At 54.9% G+C, this 19,852-nt stretch carries 15 protein-coding genes; 11 read left to right on the forward strand and 4 right to left on the reverse strand.

Annotated features, from left to right (window positions below; translation table 11 throughout):
* Positions 1–174 precede the first annotated feature (174 nt).
* The 8 genes from ACW8F6_RS16855 to ACW8F6_RS16890 all read left to right on the forward strand — a co-directional run bounded on the left by ACW8F6_RS16855 (position 175) and on the right by ACW8F6_RS16890 (position 8,442).
* Positions 175–1,521 (forward strand): CmpA/NrtA family ABC transporter substrate-binding protein, encoded by a 1,347-nt coding sequence (locus ACW8F6_RS16855; protein ID WP_491577051.1) that lies wholly within the window; start codon positions 175–177, stop codon positions 1,519–1,521.
* 60 nt (positions 1,522–1,581) lie between these two features.
* On the forward strand, positions 1,582–2,574 hold the full coding sequence (locus tag ACW8F6_RS16860; RefSeq protein ID WP_491577052.1) for an ABC transporter permease: 993 nt from the start codon (positions 1,582–1,584) through the stop codon (positions 2,572–2,574).
* A 75-nt stretch (positions 2,575–2,649) separates the two neighbouring features.
* Complete coding sequence (locus tag ACW8F6_RS16865) at positions 2,650–3,492, forward strand: ABC transporter ATP-binding protein (protein WP_491577053.1); 843 nt, start codon at positions 2,650–2,652, stop codon at positions 3,490–3,492.
* 98 nt (positions 3,493–3,590) lie between these two features.
* Positions 3,591–4,364 carry a 3-hydroxybutyrate dehydrogenase gene (locus tag ACW8F6_RS16870; RefSeq protein ID WP_491577054.1) on the forward strand — a complete coding sequence of 258 codons (774 nt, stop codon included), beginning with the start codon at positions 3,591–3,593 and terminating at the stop codon, positions 4,362–4,364.
* Between the two features lie 42 nt (positions 4,365–4,406).
* Positions 4,407–6,125: a PHA/PHB synthase family protein gene (locus ACW8F6_RS16875; RefSeq protein ID WP_491577055.1), complete on the forward strand. Its 1,719-nt coding sequence runs from the start codon at positions 4,407–4,409 to the stop codon at positions 6,123–6,125.
* An 80-nt stretch (positions 6,126–6,205) separates the two neighbouring features.
* Positions 6,206–6,634: a polyhydroxyalkanoate synthesis repressor PhaR gene (gene phaR, locus ACW8F6_RS16880; RefSeq protein ID WP_491577056.1), complete on the forward strand. Its 429-nt coding sequence runs from the start codon at positions 6,206–6,208 to the stop codon at positions 6,632–6,634.
* Positions 6,635–6,776: 142 nt separating this feature from the next.
* Complete coding sequence (locus tag ACW8F6_RS16885) at positions 6,777–7,142, forward strand: phasin family protein (protein ID WP_491577057.1); 366 nt, start codon at positions 6,777–6,779, stop codon at positions 7,140–7,142.
* 85 nt (positions 7,143–7,227) lie between these two features.
* Positions 7,228–8,442 (forward strand): polyhydroxyalkanoate depolymerase, encoded by a 1,215-nt coding sequence (locus ACW8F6_RS16890; protein WP_491577058.1) that lies wholly within the window; start codon positions 7,228–7,230, stop codon positions 8,440–8,442.
* Between the two features lie 198 nt (positions 8,443–8,640).
* Here ACW8F6_RS16890 and phbB read toward each other — a convergent pair whose 3' ends face one another.
* From phbB to ACW8F6_RS16910, 4 genes are all read right to left on the reverse strand, one after another.
* Positions 8,641–9,384, reverse strand: coding sequence for an acetoacetyl-CoA reductase (gene phbB, locus ACW8F6_RS16895; RefSeq protein ID WP_491577059.1), 744 nt, complete (start codon positions 9,382–9,384; stop codon positions 8,641–8,643).
* A gap of 15 nt (positions 9,385–9,399) precedes the next feature.
* Positions 9,400–10,569 (reverse strand): thiolase C-terminal domain-containing protein, encoded by a 1,170-nt coding sequence (locus ACW8F6_RS16900; protein ID WP_491577060.1) that lies wholly within the window; start codon positions 10,567–10,569, stop codon positions 9,400–9,402.
* Positions 10,570–10,923: 354 nt separating this feature from the next.
* Positions 10,924–12,813 (reverse strand): GGDEF domain-containing protein, encoded by a 1,890-nt coding sequence (locus tag ACW8F6_RS16905; protein WP_491577061.1) that lies wholly within the window; start codon positions 12,811–12,813, stop codon positions 10,924–10,926.
* Positions 12,814–13,039: 226 nt separating this feature from the next.
* Complete coding sequence (locus tag ACW8F6_RS16910; protein WP_491577062.1) at positions 13,040–15,976, reverse strand: S8 family serine peptidase; 2,937 nt, start codon at positions 15,974–15,976, stop codon at positions 13,040–13,042.
* A gap of 445 nt (positions 15,977–16,421) precedes the next feature.
* On the opposite strand from ACW8F6_RS16910, the gene ACW8F6_RS16915 reads away from it, so the two are divergent.
* From ACW8F6_RS16915 to ACW8F6_RS16925, 3 genes are all read left to right on the forward strand, one after another.
* Positions 16,422–17,513, forward strand: coding sequence for a hypothetical protein (locus ACW8F6_RS16915; RefSeq protein ID WP_491577063.1), 1,092 nt, complete (start codon positions 16,422–16,424; stop codon positions 17,511–17,513).
* The gene (locus tag ACW8F6_RS16920; RefSeq protein WP_491577064.1) at positions 17,510–18,166 is read left to right on the forward strand and encodes a hypothetical protein; all 657 of its coding nucleotides are present in this window, start codon (positions 17,510–17,512) and stop codon (positions 18,164–18,166) included. Before ACW8F6_RS16915 ends, ACW8F6_RS16920 begins: the two co-directional genes overlap by 4 nt.
* Positions 18,167–18,262: 96 nt before the next feature.
* A complete protein-coding gene (locus tag ACW8F6_RS16925) occupies positions 18,263–19,849 on the forward strand; it encodes a 5-guanidino-2-oxopentanoate decarboxylase (RefSeq protein WP_491577065.1) in 1,587 nt (528 codons plus the stop codon).
* The last annotated feature ends 3 nt before the right edge of the window (positions 19,850–19,852 follow it).

Consider the following 19,852-nt stretch of genomic DNA (forward strand, 5'->3'; position numbering starts at 1 on the left):
GCACATTATTGCACCGGCAGTAAGCATTCGAATCTATTGCGCAAATATTGCCGCACCAGAAAAGTGAAAAAGCCCCTTCCATTTAAAAATACCGCAGATCTACACCAGTTTGGCACAGCACTTGTATTAACTCTGCTAACAGAATTCATCACCTTAAGTCAGCAGGAGCGATACATGATCAATATCAAAACACTGGCCGCCAGTCTAGCGTTAAGCCTTGGCGCCATACTCCACGCAAACGCCGAACCCGAAAAAGACGAATTAAAATTTGGCTTTATTAAACTCACCGACATGGCCCCCCTCGCCATTGCTTTGGAAGAGGGATTTTTTGAAGACGAGGGGCTGTATGTCGAATTGGAGGCGCAAGCCAATTGGAAAGTACTGCTAGACCGGGTCATCACCGGTGAGCTGGACGGCGCCCACATGTTGGCGGGGCAGCCTTTGGGCGCCACCATTGGCTACGGCACCCAGGCCCACATTATTACGGCCTTCAGCATGGATTTAAATGGCAACGGTATAACAGTTTCCAACACCATTTGGGAGGCCATGAAAAAGCACATCCCCCATGCCGATGGTAAACCCGTGCACCCAATCAAAGCTGATTATTTAAAGCCCGTTGTCGAACAATACAAAGCCGATGGCAAGCCATTTAATATGGGCATGGTATTCCCGGTATCCACTCACAATTACGAGCTCCGCTACTGGCTGGCGGCCGGTGGCATTCACCCAGGCTATTACGCTCCCCACAAAAGCGACACTTCCGGACAGTTGCAAGCGGACGTCTTGCTCAGTGTGACACCGCCCCCCCAAATGCCAGCCACCATGGAGGCCGGCACTATTTACGGCTACTGCGTGGGCGAGCCGTGGAATCAACAAGCCGTGTTTAAAGGTATTGGCGTGCCCGTTATTACCGACTACGAAATTTGGAAAAATAATCCAGAGAAGGTATTTGGCGTCAGCAAATCTTGGGCTGATAAATACCCAAAAACACACATTGCCGTAGTGAAGGCCATGATCCGAGCAGCACAATGGCTGGATGCCAACAACAACGCCAACCGTCCTGAAGCGGTAGAAATTCTATCGAAGCCCTACTATGTGGGCGCCGATGCCGAAGTTATCGCCAACAGCATGACCGGTACCTTCGAGTACGAAAAAGGTGACAAGCGCGAAGTGCCGGACTTCAACACGTTTTTCCGCCATCACGCCACTTATCCCTTCTACAGCGACGCCATTTGGTATCTCACACAGATGCGCCGCTGGGGCCAAATCGCCGAGCACAAACCCGATAGCTGGTACATGGATATAGCCAAGAAAGTCTATCGGCCAGACATCTACCAACTCGCCGCCAAGGCACTGGTTGCGGAGGGAAAGATGCGCGCATCAGACTTCCCCGCCAGCGACGAAAGCGGCTTTAAAGGTCCGCAGACAGGCTTTATCGACGGCGTTGTTTACGACGGCTCCCAACCGAATGCCTATTTAGAAAAATTCGCCATTGGCCTTAAAGCCGACTCTCAACTCTAGATCACGGCCATACGCAAGCTCTGGTTGCACGCGCAACCAGAGTCTGCAAAGGAGATTGCCATGTCAGCCACTTTCACCCTTACCGAACCCATTGCACGCCTGCTTAAGGCCTGCAGCCAAGCACCTGCCGCGGAGCCCGTGCGCCAAACCCTATTGACGGCAGTAACCCTGGTGCTGTTTCTTTGTTGCTGGCACATTGGCGCGAGCAAAATTGACACAAGTCTGGGGCAACTGCCGGGCCCGGCTCAGGTTTACGCACAGGCACAGAGCCTTTGGAGCGAGCACCGCGCAGAGCGCAGCAAAGAGGCGGCCTTTTACCAACGGCAAAGTTTGCGCAACGAACAGAAGTTAGCGCGCGATCCAGCTGCCAACATAAAGTGGCGGGATTATCGCGGCAGACCCACATTTGTCGACCAGATAGGCACCAGCCTGCTTACTGCCTTTGTGGGATTTTTGCTGGCTTCGCTAGTGGCAGTTCCATTGGGCATCCTGTGCGGCCTATCGCAACGCTTTTACAATTCAGTCAACCCGATCATTCAAGTATTTAAACCCATATCGCCTTTGGCGTGGCTACCATTGGTGACCATGGTGGTCTCTGCCGTTTATGTCACCGACGATCCCTGGCTAGCCAAATCTTTTCTAGTGAGTGCGATAACCGTCACCCTGTGCTGCCTGTGGCCCACCCTGATCAACACCACTGTGGCCGTATCCAGTGTCGATCAGGATTTATTAAATGTCAGCCGCGTGCTGCGCCTATCGGCCTTTGCCCACATTCGAAAGATTGTCATACCCGCTGCCGTTCCCGGCATTTTTACCGGCCTTCGTCTGTCGCTCAGCGTAGGCTGGATGGTACTCATTGCCGCCGAAATGCTGGCGCAAAATCCCGGACTAGGAAAATTTGTGTGGGACGAATTTCAGAACGGCAGTTCTCAATCGCTGGCGCGCATTATGGTGGCGGTATTTGCCATCGGCATAATTGGCTTTGCGTTAGATAGAAGCATGCTCGCCCTACAGAAAATCGTTAGCTGGGACAAAAACAGTGCACTGCGCTAGCTGATTATTCTGCACAGAGAATCACCAGCAAACCATCAGACCAACGCTTTTTGCTTTAAATCAGGAGACAATCCAATGGAAGATAAGTATCTAAGTATCGAGCAAGTATCCATGCACTTTCCCACTCCGCAAGGGTCTTTTTGCGCGCTAGACAAGGTATCCCTACGTATTGCCAAGGGCGAATTTATTTCCCTCATTGGTCACTCAGGCTGCGGTAAATCCACCGTCTTGAATATTGTTGCCGGCCTCTACCAAGCCACGCATGGCGGCGTCATTCTCGATGGCAAAGAAGTCAATAGCCCTGGACCCGAGCGAGCCGTAGTCTTTCAAAACCATAGTCTGCTGCCCTGGCTTACAGCCTATGAAAATGTCGAACTCGCCGTTCAGCAGGTTTTTCGCGGCAAAAAAAATAAGGCCGAGATGCGCGAGTGGATAGAGCACAACCTCCGGCTGGTGCACATGGAGCACGCACTGCACAAACGACCCGATGAAATTTCAGGCGGCATGAAACAGCGGGTTGGCATTGCACGTGCGCTGGCTATGGAACCGAAAGTATTGCTGATGGACGAGCCCTTTGGCGCGTTGGATGCACTCACTCGCGCTCACTTACAGGACTCGCTCATCGAAATACAGGCCAACTTGAATGCCACTGTGATAATGATCACTCACGACGTGGACGAGGCCGTCCTTCTGTCCGACCGCATCGTGATGATGACCAATGGACCGGCCGCCACCGTGGGCGAAATTTTATCCCTGGATTTACAGCGACCACGCGATCGATTGGCGCTGGCGAAAGATGTAACCTATAACCGCTACCGGGCCCAGGTGCTTGAATTTTTACACCAGCGACACGCCAATCCTGCAATCAAACCCGCATCGGCCAATGCGCAGCCGGTGAAGGTTCGGGCCGTTGCCTGACGGACAGCTCAGACGCATTGGCACAAGCGTTTCGTCCCATAGTTGTCACACTGCACTGCTAACCTTGGGTTAAATTATGCACGGGGAGGAATGACCTGGTGACACGTTCAGTTAAGCAGGCACTGGTAACGGGAGCCGCCAGCGGTATTGGCTTGGGTTTCACCACTTGGCTTGCAGAACAAGGGTACCGAGTATTTATGGCCGATCTAGACAGCGACGCAGTCGGTGCTGCGGCCAGCCAGGTAAACACGGCACAATACCAGGGTGAATTGATTCCCTGTGTACTGGATGTGTGCGACGAGAAGGGGATAGCGCAATTAAGTCGCGAACTGGGCGCGCTGGATGTCGTAATCAATAATGCCGGCATTCAACATGTGGCGCCGCTCGAAGACTTTGCACCCGACGCCTGGAGTCGGATTATTCAGGTACTTTTAATTGGCCCCGCACTGGTGAGCCGCGCCTTTTTACCCGCCATGAAGGCCAAGAATTTTGGTCGCATTGTCAATGTGGGTTCGATACACGCGCTGGTGGCCTCGCCCTATAAAAGTGCCTATGTCGCGGCCAAGCACGGTCTGCTGGGCTTTAGTAAAACACTGGCCCTGGAAACCGCTGCGCACAATATCACCGTGAACACCCTTTGCCCGGCCTATGTAAAAACGCCACTGGTCGAGAAACAGATCGCCAGCCAAGCAGCCGCCCACGGACTTAGCGAAGCGGAGGTGGTGGAGAGTATCATGTTAAAACCCATGCCTAAAAAAGCATTCATCGCGCAAGAAGAGCTCAATGCGGCACTGTCATTTTGTATTGCCGAGCAAAACCGTAATTTTACTGGGCAGACGCTGGTACTCGATGGCGGCTGGACAGCGCAATAGTGCGCTAGAGTAATCAACAACACAGGGCAAAGGCTTCTTACCATGGGTGACAACTACGCCGACATGTTGGCGCAACTGACGCAACACACACTCCAACAATGGCAGGCCTTTGGCCAACCCGCGGTTGCGGCACAAGGCGCCAGCGCCAAGGTCAACGCCCAAGACTTGCTAGCCCTGCAGATGGAATGTCTCAGCAAACAGCACCAATTGTGGGGCGAGTTAACACGCGCCATTCAGTCGCAAAGCCCGCTACCGGAGCTGGCACACGCCACCCAAGACAAGCGCTTCGAAGACAGCGATTGGCAACAGCAGCCCTTGTTCAGTTTCCTTCGGCAGTCCTATCTGCTCAATAGCCAGCTCGTCGAGAAGCAGTTAGCCGCACTGGAATTTGACGACGCGCACACCGCCCAACAAGTGCAGTTCTACTGCCGGCAGTGGCTAAACGCGTTAGCGCCCAGTAACTTTGCCTGGAGCAATCCCGAAATCGTGCGCACAACCCTGGCCGAGCAGGGCGAAAATTTACGCCAGGGCATGGCAAACTTTCTCGACGACCTGAGCCAGAGTCCCGCGCAAGCGCTACGGATCAGCCAGGTTAGCAGCGACGAATTTTCCGTCGGCCGCAACGTGGCCAATACCGACGGCGCGGTGGTGTACCGCAACGCCATTATGGAGTTGATTCAATACGCGCCCAGCACCGCCGAGGTTTACGCGCGCCCGCTACTACTGATACCGCCGTTTATTAACAAGTTCTACATTTTGGACCTCAATGAACGAAAATCACTGGTGCGCTGGCTGGTGGCGCAGGGCTATAGCGTATTTATGATTTCCTGGGTCAATCCAACCGCAGAACACCGGGCCTTTGGCTTTGAACACTACCTGCTAGAGGGCGCGGTCACTGCCTGCCGCGTGGTGAAAGCCATCACCGGCACCGAGCAGCTAAACGCGGCGGGCTACTGTGTCGGCGGCACCTTGCTGGCCGCAGCACAGGCCTGGCTGAAAGCGCGCGAGGAGGCCTGGCTGTCCAGTGTGACGCTACTGACCACCCTGCTCGATTTTTCAGAACCCGGGGATTTGGGTCATTACATGAGCCGCCCCCTGTTGGACGCCCTGTCGGCCGACATTTCGCAAAAAGGCTATTTTGACGGCAGGGTCATGGCCACCAGTTTTAATTTCTTGCGCGAAAACAATCTCTACTGGCCCAACTTTATTAACAATTATTTGAAAGGTAAAAAGCCACCGGCCTTCGACTTGCTGTTTTGGAACAGCGACTCCACCCATTTGAGCGCTGCTATTTTCGAAGAGTATGTCAAGGGAATGTACCTGGATAACCGGCTGATCAAGGCGGAGCTGGAAGTCGATAGCACGCCCATTGCGCTGGCCGCCATTGATTGTCCGGCCTATTGCGTGGGTGCACACGCTGACCACATTGTGCTGTGGACCGCCGCCTACCAGAGTGCACGCCAGTTGGCCGGTCCCACGCAGTTTGTACTGGCCGGTTCCGGTCACATTGCCGGCATCGTCAACCCGCCCGATCAACAAAAGTACGGCTTCCAATGTCTGCCCAACACCACGACTGGTCTACCCATCGACAGTGCCGACTGGCTGTCTGCGGCAGACACTCATAGCGGTTCCTGGTGGCCGCACTGGGCCCAGTGGCTGGCCGAGCAGGCAGGCCCCACAGTGCCCGCCCGAACGCTCGGCAATGACGATTACCCCCCGCTCTGTCCCGCGCCCGGCGACTATGTGCACCAGCGTATCTGAGCGACCGCGCGGCAGCCGCTTGTGGCCATTGGCCGGCCGCGCTATTCTGGCAACTTCCCCGTTAGCCACTGGCCAAGCCCTTGATTATTGTAAAAAAATATCCCAATCGCCGCCTGTACGACACCAGCAAAAGTCAGTACATCAACCTCGACGACATCAAAGCAATGATCAACCAGCATGTGGACTTTCAGGTGCTGGACTCAAAAACCGGGGTGGATGTCACCAAAAGTCTGTTGCTACAAATTATCAGCGAGCAAGAGGCCACCGATCAGCAGTCGCTGCTCACCAATACGCTGCTCAAACAACTCATTCGCTTTTACGACAGCGATCAGCAAGCTTTTTTACGTCAGTACCTGGAACAAAGCCTGGCCCATTTCCTCGATCAGCAGGGCGCCATCGAAACGCTGATGAAGCAAATGGTAAACGCGGGCCCCATGGGTATCTTCAACCAGATGATGGAACAAAACATGCAGTTCTGGCGCACCGACGCCAAAGACAAGAAACCCTGAGCCCCGGCCCACTCACACGTCCGTACTACCTGCATCCTCAATTTGCTGCACCGCAACAAAATTCTGTTGACCTCTACAGAAGGACTGGCTATGCTTTTCAAACATCATGCTGCAGCGCAGCAAATCAACAAGGAGCTAGACCATGTTTGAGCAAATGACCGAGCAGTTCCAGTCCGCCCTTAAGCCTGCCAACAGCTTGCTGGCGGTCAACATCCAAACCTTTGAAAAACTGACCCAGCACAACACGGCGCTGGTGACTGGCATGGTGAACGACACTATGTCCTTCACTAAAAGCCTGTCCGATAAAAAAGATCTAAACGCTTTTTTAGAGGCCCAAAAGAGCTTCCTGGAAGATATGCAGGAAAAATTAACCAGCGCCACTAAAGAAACTTACGGCATCGTCACCGAGGCGCAAGAACAGGCCTCAGAAATGCTGAAAGAAGCTTGGAGCAGCGCAACACCGGCCGCGGCCAAATCCGCCAGCAAAACTGCTAGCAAGGCCGCCTAAGGCGTTTTGGCGGCCCGGGTGGCCGCCAATTTATCCGTCAGCCAACCACCTTCCAGCCTGCTGCAATGCAGCAACAGGAGCGAATGTGCGCTACCAAACCTTCGAAACCTATACTCGCAACATGCGCGTTTGGCACGAGTGGTTTAACTTGGGCCAACACCTCAACAACCTGAACCCACTGGCACATACGCCCTTCTACCGCGCTCAAAATGCGGTACTTGAAATGGGCCTACGCATTACCCAGCACTACGAAAAGCAGGAGTTTGGCATCCGCGAAGTGGTTATAGACGGCCAGACGGTCAATGTTTACGAGCGCGTGGTGTACGACAAACCCTTTTGCAATTTGATTCACTTTAAGCGGCGCGCGCACCACAATGAACACAAGGTGCTATTGATCGCGCCGCTCTCTGGCCATCACGCCACCCTAGCCAAGGGCACAGTAGAGGCACTGCTGCCCGATCACGAGGTGTATATCACCGATTGGCTGGACGCCCGCGAAGTCCCCTTGAGCGAGGGCGAATTCAGTTTTGACACTTACGTCGATTATCTACTGGAATTTATTGAACATCTGGGCGAAAACACCCATGTGATCGCCATCTGCCAACCTACGGTACAGGCGTTAATTGCCACCGCAGTGCTGGCCGCCAAGAAAAGCCCAGCCACGCCAAAATCCCTGACCTTGATGGCCGGGCCGCTGGACAACACTAAGAATCCAACGCGGGTGAACGAATACGCCGCCGAGCACCCCATGGAGTGGTTTCAGAATTTCGCCATTATGACGGTCCCCAAGGGCTACCCCGGCGAGGGCCGCCGTGTCTACCCGGGCTTTTTGCAGCTTGGCGGTTTCCTCACCATGAACCTCGATACCCACACCCGCAAGATGCTCAATTTTTTTCAGAACTTGATCAGCGGTGAAGAGGAAGACGCCGATCGCTTTCGGGCCTTTTACGATGAATATATGGCGGTACTCGATATTCCAGCGGAGTTTTACCTGGAAACCATTGAGCGGGTATTCAAGAACAATGAGATAGCGCGCAATACGATTACCCACCACGGCAAGCCGGTGGATTTTTTAGCCATCGATAATACTGCGCTGCTAACTGTAGAGGGCGCCATGGACGACATTTGCGGCATAGGCCAGACTGAGGCAGCCCAGGACATTTGCAAAAACATTCCCAAGCATATGCGCAAACACCATCTGCAACAGGGCGCTGGCCACTACGGAATTTTTAGCGGCTCCAAATTTCGCCAATTTGTACGCCCGGTGGTGACGGATTTTATTCATAAATACAGCAGTTAGTCCTTGATACAGCCAGCACCTCAGTCCGTGCGCCTGTGGCGCGCGCGATTAATCCGTGCGTCGCGCCGCATCAAGCAAGGACTTTCGTATTGCTTTGAACGATCAACTGAATTACTGAAGCAGGGCAGCCAGCGGATAGGGTCAGCTGCGCGCCCGCCATCGATACCATGACACGGGCACACGCCACTTAAGGTTGAGTTATGACATATACTGTCCGCCGTTTACCGACAAGGTAGTACCGGTAATAAAGTCGGCGTCGTCAGCGACTAAAAATTTCACACAGCGAGCCACATCCTCGGGCTTGGCCAAACGGCCCACGGGAATTTTGTCGATAATTTTTTGCAAGACTTCCGGGGCTATGGCGCGCACCATTTCGGTGTCTACGTAACCGGGCGCAACAGAGTTCACCGTGATGCCATAGCGAGCACTTTCTTTGGCCAACGATTTGGTGAAGCCACACATGCCGGCTTTCGCGGCAGCATAGTTAGTTTGTCCAAACTGCCCCTCCAGCCCGTTGATAGAGCTAATATTTACGATGCGGCCAAATCTGCGCTCGCGCATACCGGCAATCACAGCGTGACAGGTGTAAAAGCAAGAGGACAAATTTGTCTCAATCACATCCTGCCAGTTTTGCGGTGTCATTTTATGCAGTACCCCGTCGCGGGTAATACCGGCATTGTTGACCAACACTTCAATGGGGCCCAAATCCGCCTCTATGGTGCGGATGGATTGTTCCGTGGCCTCAAAATCCGACGCGTCAAATTTAAACACGGGAATACCCGTGCGCTCGGAAAATTCCTGCGCCACCTGCTGGTTGCGCTGATAGCTCGCCAACACGCGATAACCTTCTTCCTGCAGCCCCAAACTGATAGCCTCGCCGATACCGCGCGTGCCACCTGTTACCAGGGCCAGTCGATTAGTGGTAGGTGCTTTTGCAATCATAATCACTCCGTTGCGTTAAACGCGTTCAAGAATGTGGGTAAAGGCAGAGCCGGCGGCACCACCCAGGTTTTGCGCCATGGCCACACGGGCATTGGCTACTTGCAGCAGACCAGCCTGCTCGGTGAGTTGTAAAAAACACTCAGCGATTTGATAGACGCCGGTGGCACCCACCGGATGACCGCGCGCCTTCAGGCCGCCAAAGGTGGTGATGGGCAGGCGACCGTCGCGGCTGAAGGCACCTTCGGCGGCGGCTTGTGTCGCCGTGCCCGGGTCGACAAAACCCGCAGCTTCAAGACTCAACGCGGTAATCACCGTATAGGCATCATGGGGTTCAAAAAAATTGATATCGGCGGGTGTTTTGTCGGCCATGCGGTAAGCGCGCAGGGCCGAGTCCTGGGCCGCCTGCAGCGCCAGCGGATTTCGACGATGTGCTATGGCCAACGCGTCGCTGGCACAGCTAGACGCACTGATTTTCACTACCGGTAAACCCCGCGCCTGCGCCGCCAAAGCCGTCTCGCGGTTGGCTAACAGCACCGCCGCGGCGCCATCGCAAATGGGTGGCGCATCAAATAAGCCGATGGGCTCAGCCAGCGGTCGACCCTGGTTATAGTCTTCGGTGGTAATGGGTTTGTGCAGCATCGCATAGGGATTGTGCAGCGCGTTGCGGTGCGCGTTTATGGCGAAGGGCGCAAAGGCACTGCGCGGCACCTGGTAGCGCGCCATGTAGGCCTGCATAAGCTTGGCGTTAAGGGTAATAAAAGTTTCACCCTGGCCACCCTCGTGCGCCCAATGAGATGCCGTCGCCAAACCTCGGCTAACGTCGTCGCGCGTGTTGCGACTCATTTGCTCGACGCCCGCGACCACCACACAGGGGTGCAAACCCGCTGCCACAGCCATAAAACCCAAACGTATGGCCGCTGCGCCCGATCCACAGGCGGCCTCGGCCGTAATAGTTTCTACACCTTGCAATTCAGCATACTGGGCCACCAAAGGCGCGAGTAATTGTTGGTTGGACAAGATACCCGACAGCATATTGCCCAGATAAAGCGCGCCCACCGCATCTGGCGCAATAGACGCTACTTCAAAGAGCGGGGTGATAGCCCGGGCGGCCATCGCAGCCAAATCGTCTGTGTCCGATTTGACGGCTGGAATGCGCGCCACGGCGATAACGTAAACCTCTTCCATTGTGTTCACCTCTGTGAAAATCACTCGGTTTGGGTCAGCTCCCAAGCCAGAGGTGCAAAGTCTGCGCCACAAATATGAACAATCATTGACAGCGCCCGATAAGTGCCGCTATTTCATGATATTTATTTTTCTGTTAGTTCTTGCGTACTAGCTGCACTGAAAAAAGTTACGAAATGAAAAATATCGGTCGCATTTCAGCGTTGATTTTCTTGCCTGCTGTCTCGCATTGGCGACGACGTGCACCACGAATTGGCACGCGTACGAGCAACGCCTCATAAAGCAGCGCGGTACCAGTGCCACGAGCGAGGCGTTTTATAATCGAAAAGAATATTAAATATTTATGAAGGCAGATTTTTAATCTTCATGGAAGTCGAGTGCCACGCGATTGCGGCCCGAGTCTTTGGCGCGGTACAAGGCGTTATCTGCGCGATTTACCAGCTGAGAAAACTCGGTATCCGTCTGAGTGCATTGCGCCACTCCCACACTTACGGTGACAGAAAGGTCGTCGGTTACCTCGCGCAAATCGGTTTCACTGACACACTGGCATAAACGCAGCGCGACCTCGTGCGCCTGTGCAAGGTCGACACCCGGCAATGTGACTAAAAACTCTTCGCCGCCGGTGCGCCCTAGGCAATCGTCCGCGCGCAGGCAACCCGCTGCCACCTCGGCAATTTTTTGCAGGACCCTGTCGCCCACTTCGTGCCCCCAGGTGTCGTTGATGCGTTTGAAAAAATCTACGTCAAACACCAGCACACTGAAATTGGTACCCTGTTGCCGGAAATGATTGAGCAGCTGCTGGCCGGTTTGATAGATGCTGCGGCGGTTAGGCAACCGGGTGAGTTCGTCGGTCATGGCCATGCTTTTTAACGCGCGCGAACGACGCCACTGGCGCACGGCCAAGGCAACGAGTGCGAACAATACCAAGGTGGCGCAGGCCAGAAGCAATCCCTGCCAACGCCGACGCTCCTCTAAATACTTAAGGCGCGCCTGGCGCACGTCCCGCTCCGATTTCAACGCGCGGTTCTCGGCGTCTTTGCGCGCGGCATCGAATTCGATGCGCATTCGAGTACTGGTTTGATCGCGCAGTTTAATCATCAGTTCTTCGTGGGTTTGCTGGTAGGCGCGCAGGGCATCATAGGCGGCCTGCCACTGCCCCATGTCACCCAACGCCTGTGCTTTGAGCTTTTGTATCCAGGCGAGGTAACGCTGATGGTCCTGCGCCAGCACTACCGGTTCGGCCGCCTCCAGCAGTGTTACGGCCTCGGCGTACTGGCCCACTACCAACAATTGACTGGCTTTGAATAATTGCCACAGCGCGGTATTTACGGGATCGGCGGATTGATCCAACAGGGGTTCCGCGCGCTTCAACGCTGCTCGTGCTGCCGGCTCATCACCGGCGCGCAAGCGGTTATCGGCAATGGCAATGAGCGTGCCCAATAGCGCGCGCGGCTCTCCGCTGGCCTCGTCGATTTGTAAAAGCTCGCGGTAAATTGCGTAGGCAGTGTCGTATTCCTCCAAATCATCGTAGGTCAGCGCCAACATGAAGCGAGTACCATTGGCGCTTTCTGTGTCGTTGCGCTGCTGGTAGATACCGATGACTTCCTCCAGCAGACCTTTGGCACGCGCGTAATCACCCATGCGGCGGTAAGTGTTGGCCACCATCGACAGGGTGTAAGCCGTCCAGTAGCGGTTGCCCACTAGGTGATACAGTTGGTGTGCCACCTGTAAATCATTGAGCGCCTGCGCCAAATCCCCTTGCAGGGCCAACAGCTCGCCCTTAGCGCTCAGTGCGTCGGCGATAAGCCGCCGATCTTCAGTAAGCTCCGCCAGCTTGAGCGCGGCCTGATAATCTTGCAGCGCCAACTTATATTCGTTGTTGACCTCGCGAAACCAGCCGCGACACAGTTGATAGTCCACTTGGGCGGGTAAATCGCCACGGGCCATGGCGCGGTTGAGCCAGCCGGTGGCGTTGACAATGGCTTCGGCAATGTCCGCCTGACTGGTTTCACCTTGCATCCAGCATCCCAGGCGCCGGTAGCGCTCTTGTGTGGCGGAGTCGGCTGCTTCAATGCGCGGCGCCAGGGCGTTGTAGGCCTTGCGATATTCCTCTGCTGTCGCCACTAATTCGGCATCTTCCAACTGGCGCAGCGCTGCGTCCAACGATGGGACCGCTGCCTGTTCGGCCGCCTGATCAACGCCTTGCGCCGCTAAGGGGAACCAGATAAAAGCGATTCCAATCGCCAATAAAACGCGGGGCGTCCCTGTCCACGCCGATCGCCAGAAGGGCATAGAACCTCAGTGTTAATGTCTGTGTGCAGCACAGAGTATAAATTAAATTCACGGCCCCGCCGCGATTGCTGCAGGGCACAAAAAAGCCCCGGCTAGCGGGGCTTCATGAGGGGCGAAACCGACGCCCCTAGATTTCAATCGGGTTGGCAGACCCTACACCCTAAGACCTGCCACTGATTGATTACTCAACTTCGACTTGGCCTGCGGCCTTGTCGTTTGGTAACAGCCACATGTATTGACCGCTGCCAGACAGGCGCTGTACCTGTACCCGCGAGCGCGCTTCGATAGCGACCGAGGGCTGATCGACAATCACTTCATTGGCCAGGTCGATGCTGCCGTACTGAACGTCGACGCTGTCGCCGTCAGTTTGGCTGTAGGACTCTAACCAGTAGTTGAAGGTGGTGTCGCCGGGCTCCAAGAAGCCGTAATCACCATACAAATCAACCGTGTGGATAGCGCTGGCATCATTGTAGTCGTTCGCCACCAGATATTCCAAAACGAAGGAACCCGTGTTTAAGTTCTGCAATGCGGTAACCATCTGCCCATTGGGATCATTGGCGCCGGTCAACCAGCCCTGATCGTAAGAGTAGAGGATGTAGTCGTCGATGCCATCTTCATTGGTATCGATGTACATGGCAGTCCAGAGCTGCGACAGGTTGTTCCAGGGCGCCTCGGTAGCCAAACCAAACTGCAGTACTGGGTAACCAAAATCGGCCACGCGATAGCCCAGCGCCTTGATAGCGTTGGAGGTACCATCCAGGAACAGACCATCTTCGCCAGCCAGAGTAAAGCCTTCGGCGATCCCCATGCCTTGGCCTTGGTTGTGCAGTGTGAAGTTACCGCGACGATCTTCGCGCGTGCGAATCCGAGACGCGGGATCGACCACAGCCAGATAGCCCACGGTCAACTTGTCTTCACCGTCGTCGAAGATCAGCCAGCCATCGACTTCCGTCTGACTGTAGAAGGCGTCATCTGCCGGCAGCTCAGAGGCATCTACTTCCAGTGTCACCAGAACGGGGCGCTTGCTGTTGCGCCCCATGTGCACACGGCTTGGGAAGCGCAGCGACACGCCGGGAACGGCGCGGTTGGCAACGTGGGTGACATTAAAGGTACGGCTGGAAGAAGACAGGTTCTTCAGCTCAATCTTTTCATGTACGCGCACATCGCGATCTTCATTGATACGGCCAAAGCTGATAGCGCCGGGCATGGCGATACTGCTCAACTGCGCTGCAGTTGCCACATTGATGACACCCGTGCCCTGCAATGTCAGCGGGTAGGGCGTATCGGTGCCAGGGCCCGCGCTGTTTGCCGGGTGCGAGCTATTTTGCAGCAATGCTTTGATCGCGTCTGGCTCCAGGTTGGGGAAGCGCTCTAGCAATACCGCTGCGGCACCGGCCACGTGAGGCGTTGCCATAGAAGTCCCGCTCAAGCTAACTGCACCATCGCCCGATTGGGTCGCGGCAGACGAGATACCTACGCCCGGTGCGGCCAGATCGGGTTTAAAGTCAGACCCGCCATTGTTGGGGCCGCGCGAGCTGAAGCCCGCCAGGGTGTCGTCGTTGTCCGGGAAGGGCACATAGTTGTTGGCATCTAATACACCCACCGCCATGTCACCACCGGTCATAGCGCCGTAAATGGCTTCGCCATCTGCCAATGAAATCATGGCAGCGTGTAGATCAACCGGAGAGCCACCCATGATGATGGGCGCGCCCGGCGCATTGTTAAACACAATGGCACCGCTAGCGCCGGCATCCAGTGCATTTTGCAATTTGGTGGTAAAGGCACAGGCGCCGCGCTGCAGCAAGGCCACCTTGCCGGTCATGTCGTTGGCCAGCGGCGTACAGGCATTCAGGGGGCTGGCAATTTCCAGCGGACCACTGATGGGGCTACCGTCTTCCAGGGCCGGTGAAATTCCCGAATAGGCAGCGTTATAGTCACCACCCACCAGATCGCTTTCAATCTTTACGGCGAATTCATTGGCGCCGCCAGCCACGGTAGCGGCCACTGCGATAGTTTTCTTGCCGGCTGCTGGCGCGCCGTGCACGTAGGGCACACCGTTGCCAGAATTACCGGCCGCTACCACCACAACCACTCCCATGTTGGCCGCATTATCGGCAGCAACAGAAGACGGGTCATCTGGGTGACCAAAGTCAGAACCCAAACTCATATTGATCACGTCGGCACGGTCGTCAACGCTGCCGTCGCCATTGGGGTCCAGCGCAAATTCGATGGCGTCGACAGTCAGCGCGGTGGAACCGGCCACATCGCCAAATACTTTCAAGGCCCAGATTTCAGCGTCTTTCGCCACACCTGGCCCCACCTTACCTTCAACGCCGCTACCCGCAGCCGTACCCGCTACGTGCGTACCGTGGCCGTTGTAGTCCATGGGGTCGGGATCGGGCTTGGGAATACGCTGCTCTTCGGTGCCGCCGGCGTTGTAGTCGGCGCCGGCGAAGTCATAACCCATGGTGACTTTGCCCGTGGGGAAGGTGCCTGGCTCGATGACACTCGGGTCATTGCCCTCGTAGTTGCCGTCGCCGCCAAAGTTCTGGTGCAAATAGTCGACACCGGTATCGATCACGGCAATTTTCTTGCCCGCACCCGAGAAGCCCATGTCCCAAGCATCGTTACCACCGATCCAGGGCACAGACACGCTATTCATCAGCTTGTGGTGAGGTACGCGCATGACGCGCTTGACGCCAACCAGGGATTGGATGGCAGCCAAGTCTGAGCGCTCCACAATCCACTTGCTGCCGTTCACGCCTGCGGTGAAGCTTTTGACTTCAGTGGCGCCCAGCTTTTGCATTTTTGCCCGGAACTGGGACTGCTCGGACTTGATCTTCTTGGCGTGTGCCAGTTGGCGGTCGCGGGTGGGCTCCGTTTCGGAAGCGGCCAGCTCGCTAACCACGAAACCCGCTACTGAGGGGCTTTCCAGCTCGACAAAAATCTCTATGCGGTTCTTGCCCGCGGCGATAGGGGCGTGTTTGGCGTCTAGTGCTTGGCGCTCTAGCGACAGCTTGGCAGGGTCTAAGGCCTGCGCGCCAGCCAAAGTGGCTACCGAGCAAGACAGACAAAGTGCGACGGACTTGCCGAGCACAGTTAAGGGCATTTTTTTCATAAGCCGACTCCATGGACATCAATGAACGGTCAGTTGGCGGGGGTAACGCTAACTGAGCGTATTTTGGTAAACACCGTACCTGATGAGTAACTTCGCGACAGGCCGGAATCCGCCGCCAAGCCCTGAAAGGGTTATCTCGGGGACTGACGGGAGACTCGGAACAACCCCAATAGCAATTTATTTTTATGGTTATTCGAGCACTCAATTACAACGTAAGAGTCGCCTCAATCCACAATCAGCCGCAACGGTATTTCGACTTAATTTCGCTTAAAAACGGGAAAAGCGGAGTATTGTATGAAGTGCCAGCCGAAACTAATGCTTTAGTTGCAGCTCACTTAGAATCCACGCCTGGAACCAGCGTACAGCTTGCCCTGCATTTCCTCGCCAAGGCCATCGGCCACCTTTATAATCGCTCACCTTATGTCTGTACTGCATGGAACGCACTATGAACGGAATCGCCAACCTGGGCTTTCAAACCCAGCAGCCCCACCAGAGCCACGCCCAGCGCTTCATTCCCTTTTCAGCCAATACCACCGGTAAGTGCGGTCGCCCCGTGTTTATTGATGCGAAGCTGCTGCCTGATTTTATTATTAACATTGATTTAAATACCCATAGGGGTCGACAGACTGTACTGCGGATTGAGCAACTACGCGCCACAGGCGGAGGCATCAACGCATTCCAAAGTACAGACCGCGCCGCCAAACATATGAGTTTGGTAGATGAGCTAGAGGTCTATTACTACATTACGCAAGAAGGCCGTTCGGGCACGCCTAATGGCCTATACATAACCAATATCAAGAAGCACCAGAAAAGTGTTAGAGAAAAGGGCTTATACACGATTGCAAATGACCAATTTTCAGAGACTTTAAGCGAGCGCTTTACTGAGCCACAAGTCTGCATCAGCAGCAGCTCAAGCTTAGGCAGTGCCATGCAAAAAGCTGAGCTCCACATCGACAAAGACGGCTGGGGAAAGACGCCAAAGTATCAGATGTTTTTTATACCAAGCGCCCTAATTAATAGTGAAGGCAGATGGGTAAGCCCATCCCAAAAATCACTCAACGAAGAAAGAATTACCAAAGAACTCGGAAACATTATTCACGAAACTCAGACGTACTTGGTCAAATCTAAAAGCGAAGAAAAGATACGGATCAGGGTGTTTGACGAAGCCTCAGATACACTCGAAAGGAGCCTTGACAACTCGAGCATCAGCCTTGACAAGTTAGGATTTGAACTTATAGATCCAACAGGTAGCGCCATTTCACTACTTAAAAAACTCAGCAGGAAAGACGCACGATTATCACCTAGCGCTATTAAAATTACGAACCACTCTTCCGCACTAAAACTATCTTCTGTTCGCGCCCAACTTAGCAGATTGCTTAATAGCAGAGGATTAACAAAAAACGCCAACCAAGTCTTAGATCAAACTGAATCCTCAGATGCCGCCTTAACTGTTGGAAAAAGTATTAGCAGGCAATCAGCAAACTTTATGTCAGCCGTTAGACAGGCGAGTTTACTGAGCCAGTGGACAAGCAAATGAGCATCTCTGAAATCTACACTTCAGGCGAAATCACACAAGTCGCCGTTGGTCGTAAAAAGATAGCTTTTATAGCGCCAGAGTTCAGCACTCTCGCCCTTATCAACCCGCGATCCCACGAAATACAGGATCGATACTTAGCTGAAAAGCCTGCCGAAGCAATGACTATTCCAGTGTTTTCACTACTATGGAATTTAAAGGATAAAACCTCCGAATCGATATTCGGAGAGATATTTTTGAAGTCATCACTTGCCCTATCAAGCAAAAGTGGTCTAAATAGTTTGGCGGATATAGGTGCTTTCATTCAGAGCCAGAACACGCTCAACAGTCAAAGCATTCCACTACATCACACAAATGTTGCAACTATTAAGATAATCTCCAGCAATATCGAAACTACGTATTACCACAATCAGGAACTTACTACACAAAGCAACTTACAGAACCACAGCTACTACTTACCTGCAACAGACCATGTGGCTATCAAACTGCACTTCTCTATTTCACTATTTGACAATCCGATTAATGAGCAGAACATCAATTTCGATGCACAATCTGTTTGTCAGGAATTTTTAACCCACGTTAGATTTTCAACGCTCGATCTACCCCTTACCTCTGTCGAACCTCTCGTCAATACGCCCCCCGACAACAGCTGGTAATCATCACAAAACCTTCTGAAGTCAGCAAAATAACGCATTTCTCAATCCAACCAATGGCCACTATGCTTAGACTCTACAAATTTTGGGAGTCTGGCGATGCAAACCTGTGGCGAATTATTGGCGAAGTACTTGGATGCCTATGGCATTGAGGTGGCCTTTGGGATTCCTGGCACCCACACCATCGAACTGTACCGGGGCCTGCCGCAAACGCGTATTCGCCACGTGACACCGCGCCACGAGCAGGGTGCGGGCTTTATGGCCGACGGCTATGCGCGGGTGACGGGCAAGCCGGCGGCCTGTATTACCGTGTCTGGCCCGGGTGCGCTCAATATCAGCGGCGCCATGGGCCAGGCTCTGCAGGACTCCCAGCCCATGCTGGTAATTTCGGCCGATAACAATACATGGCAGCGTGGCCTCGGCGAGGGCCGCCTGCACGAAACGCGTAACCTGCAGGCGGCCATGGCCGAGTGCGCGCGCTGGGCACACACACTTACCCGCCCCGATGAGCTGCCCAAAGTCATGGCGCGTGTATTTGCCATTTTCGCCAGCGAAAGACCGGGCCCAGTGCATCTCACGCTACCGCTGGATGTGATTACTGCCGCCGCCGATCACGTGCCCCTGGAAATCTGGCCCCTGCCCAGTCGGCCGGCGGCTACCACTGAGGCGCTGACCCAGGCGGCCACACTGTTGAACAGTGCCCAGCGTCCGCTACTGGCCCTGGGCGGAGGCTGCGCCGACGCACAACCCCAGGTAATGGCGCTGGTGAACGCGCTGCAAGCACCCGTCAGCCTGACCCACAACGCCAAGGGCTTGCTGCCGCCCGACCACCCCCTGCTACTGGGTTCCAACCCGTCGTTTGCCTCCATTCGCCACGAGTTTGAACAGGCCGATATAGTATTGGCCATCGGCACCGAACTTTCCGAAACCGATTACGACTTTTTCTTCAAAGGCGATTTTCACATACCCGGCCAGCTCATCCGGGTCGATATCGACAGCCAACAGCTGACGCGCAATTGCCGCCCCGCCCTGGCCATTCAGTCCGACAGTGCCGCCTTTATGGCTAGCCTGGCGCCCAGATTGGCGAACGAGCGACAGGCGGACAGCATTGCGCGCGTGAGCGTTGCCAAAGAGAAGCACCGCTCGCAGGAGCGGCACCCCGGCTACCAGGCCTTTTTGGATTGCCTACTCGACACCTTGCCCGAGGCCATTGTGATGGGTGACTCCACCCAGCCGGCCTACTATGCCGCCAATCAGTTCGATGCGCGGGCACCGCGCAGCTTTGGCTCAGCCGCCACCGGCTACGGCACATTGGGCTGGGCGCTGCCGGCAGCCTTTGGCGCGCGCCTGGGCAACCCTAAGCGCCCGGTCATTGGGCTGCTTGGCGACGGGGGCGTGCAATTTTCTTTAAATGAGCTGGCCACTGCCGTCGAGGCAAAGATTCCCGTGACCCTGGTTATCTGGCACAACCACTGTTACGAAATGATTGCCATGAATTTCCGAGACGCCGGTATGGCGCCCATGGCCTGTGATATCTACTCGCCCGACTTTATCAAGGTGGCCGAGGGCTACGGTTGCCGCGCCACCCGCGCGCGCGACCTCAATGCGCTGGCCCACGCCCTGCGCGAGGCACAACAGGCCGACGTGCCCACAGTCATTGAGGTGCACGAGCGCGATTTTATTTAACGC

This window comes from Simiduia sp. (genome assembly GCF_058345725.1).

What these genes read in the sequence shown, in the direction of transcription:
- ACW8F6_RS16855 (WP_491577051.1), top strand. Translation starts at nt 175, where the DNA reads ATGATCAATATCAAAACACTGGCCGCCAGTCTAGCGTTAAGCCTTGGC.
- ACW8F6_RS16860 (WP_491577052.1), top strand. Translation starts at nt 1,582, where the DNA reads ATGTCAGCCACTTTCACCCTTACCGAACCCATTGCACGCCTGCTTAAG.
- ACW8F6_RS16865 (WP_491577053.1), top strand. Translation starts at nt 2,650, where the DNA reads ATGGAAGATAAGTATCTAAGTATCGAGCAAGTATCCATGCACTTTCCC.
- ACW8F6_RS16875 (WP_491577055.1), top strand. Translation starts at nt 4,407, where the DNA reads ATGGGTGACAACTACGCCGACATGTTGGCGCAACTGACGCAACACACA.
- ACW8F6_RS16885 (WP_491577057.1), top strand. Translation starts at nt 6,777, where the DNA reads ATGTTTGAGCAAATGACCGAGCAGTTCCAGTCCGCCCTTAAGCCTGCC.
- phbB (WP_491577059.1), bottom strand. Translation starts at nt 9,384, where the DNA reads ATGATTGCAAAAGCACCTACCACTAATCGACTGGCCCTGGTAACAGGT.
- ACW8F6_RS16900 (WP_491577060.1), bottom strand. Translation starts at nt 10,569, where the DNA reads ATGGAAGAGGTTTACGTTATCGCCGTGGCGCGCATTCCAGCCGTCAAA.
- ACW8F6_RS16910 (WP_491577062.1), bottom strand. Translation starts at nt 15,976, where the DNA reads ATGAAAAAAATGCCCTTAACTGTGCTCGGCAAGTCCGTCGCACTTTGT.
- ACW8F6_RS16915 (WP_491577063.1), top strand. Translation starts at nt 16,422, where the DNA reads ATGAACGGAATCGCCAACCTGGGCTTTCAAACCCAGCAGCCCCACCAG.
- ACW8F6_RS16920 (WP_491577064.1), top strand. Translation starts at nt 17,510, where the DNA reads ATGAGCATCTCTGAAATCTACACTTCAGGCGAAATCACACAAGTCGCC.
- ACW8F6_RS16925 (WP_491577065.1), top strand. Translation starts at nt 18,263, where the DNA reads ATGCAAACCTGTGGCGAATTATTGGCGAAGTACTTGGATGCCTATGGC.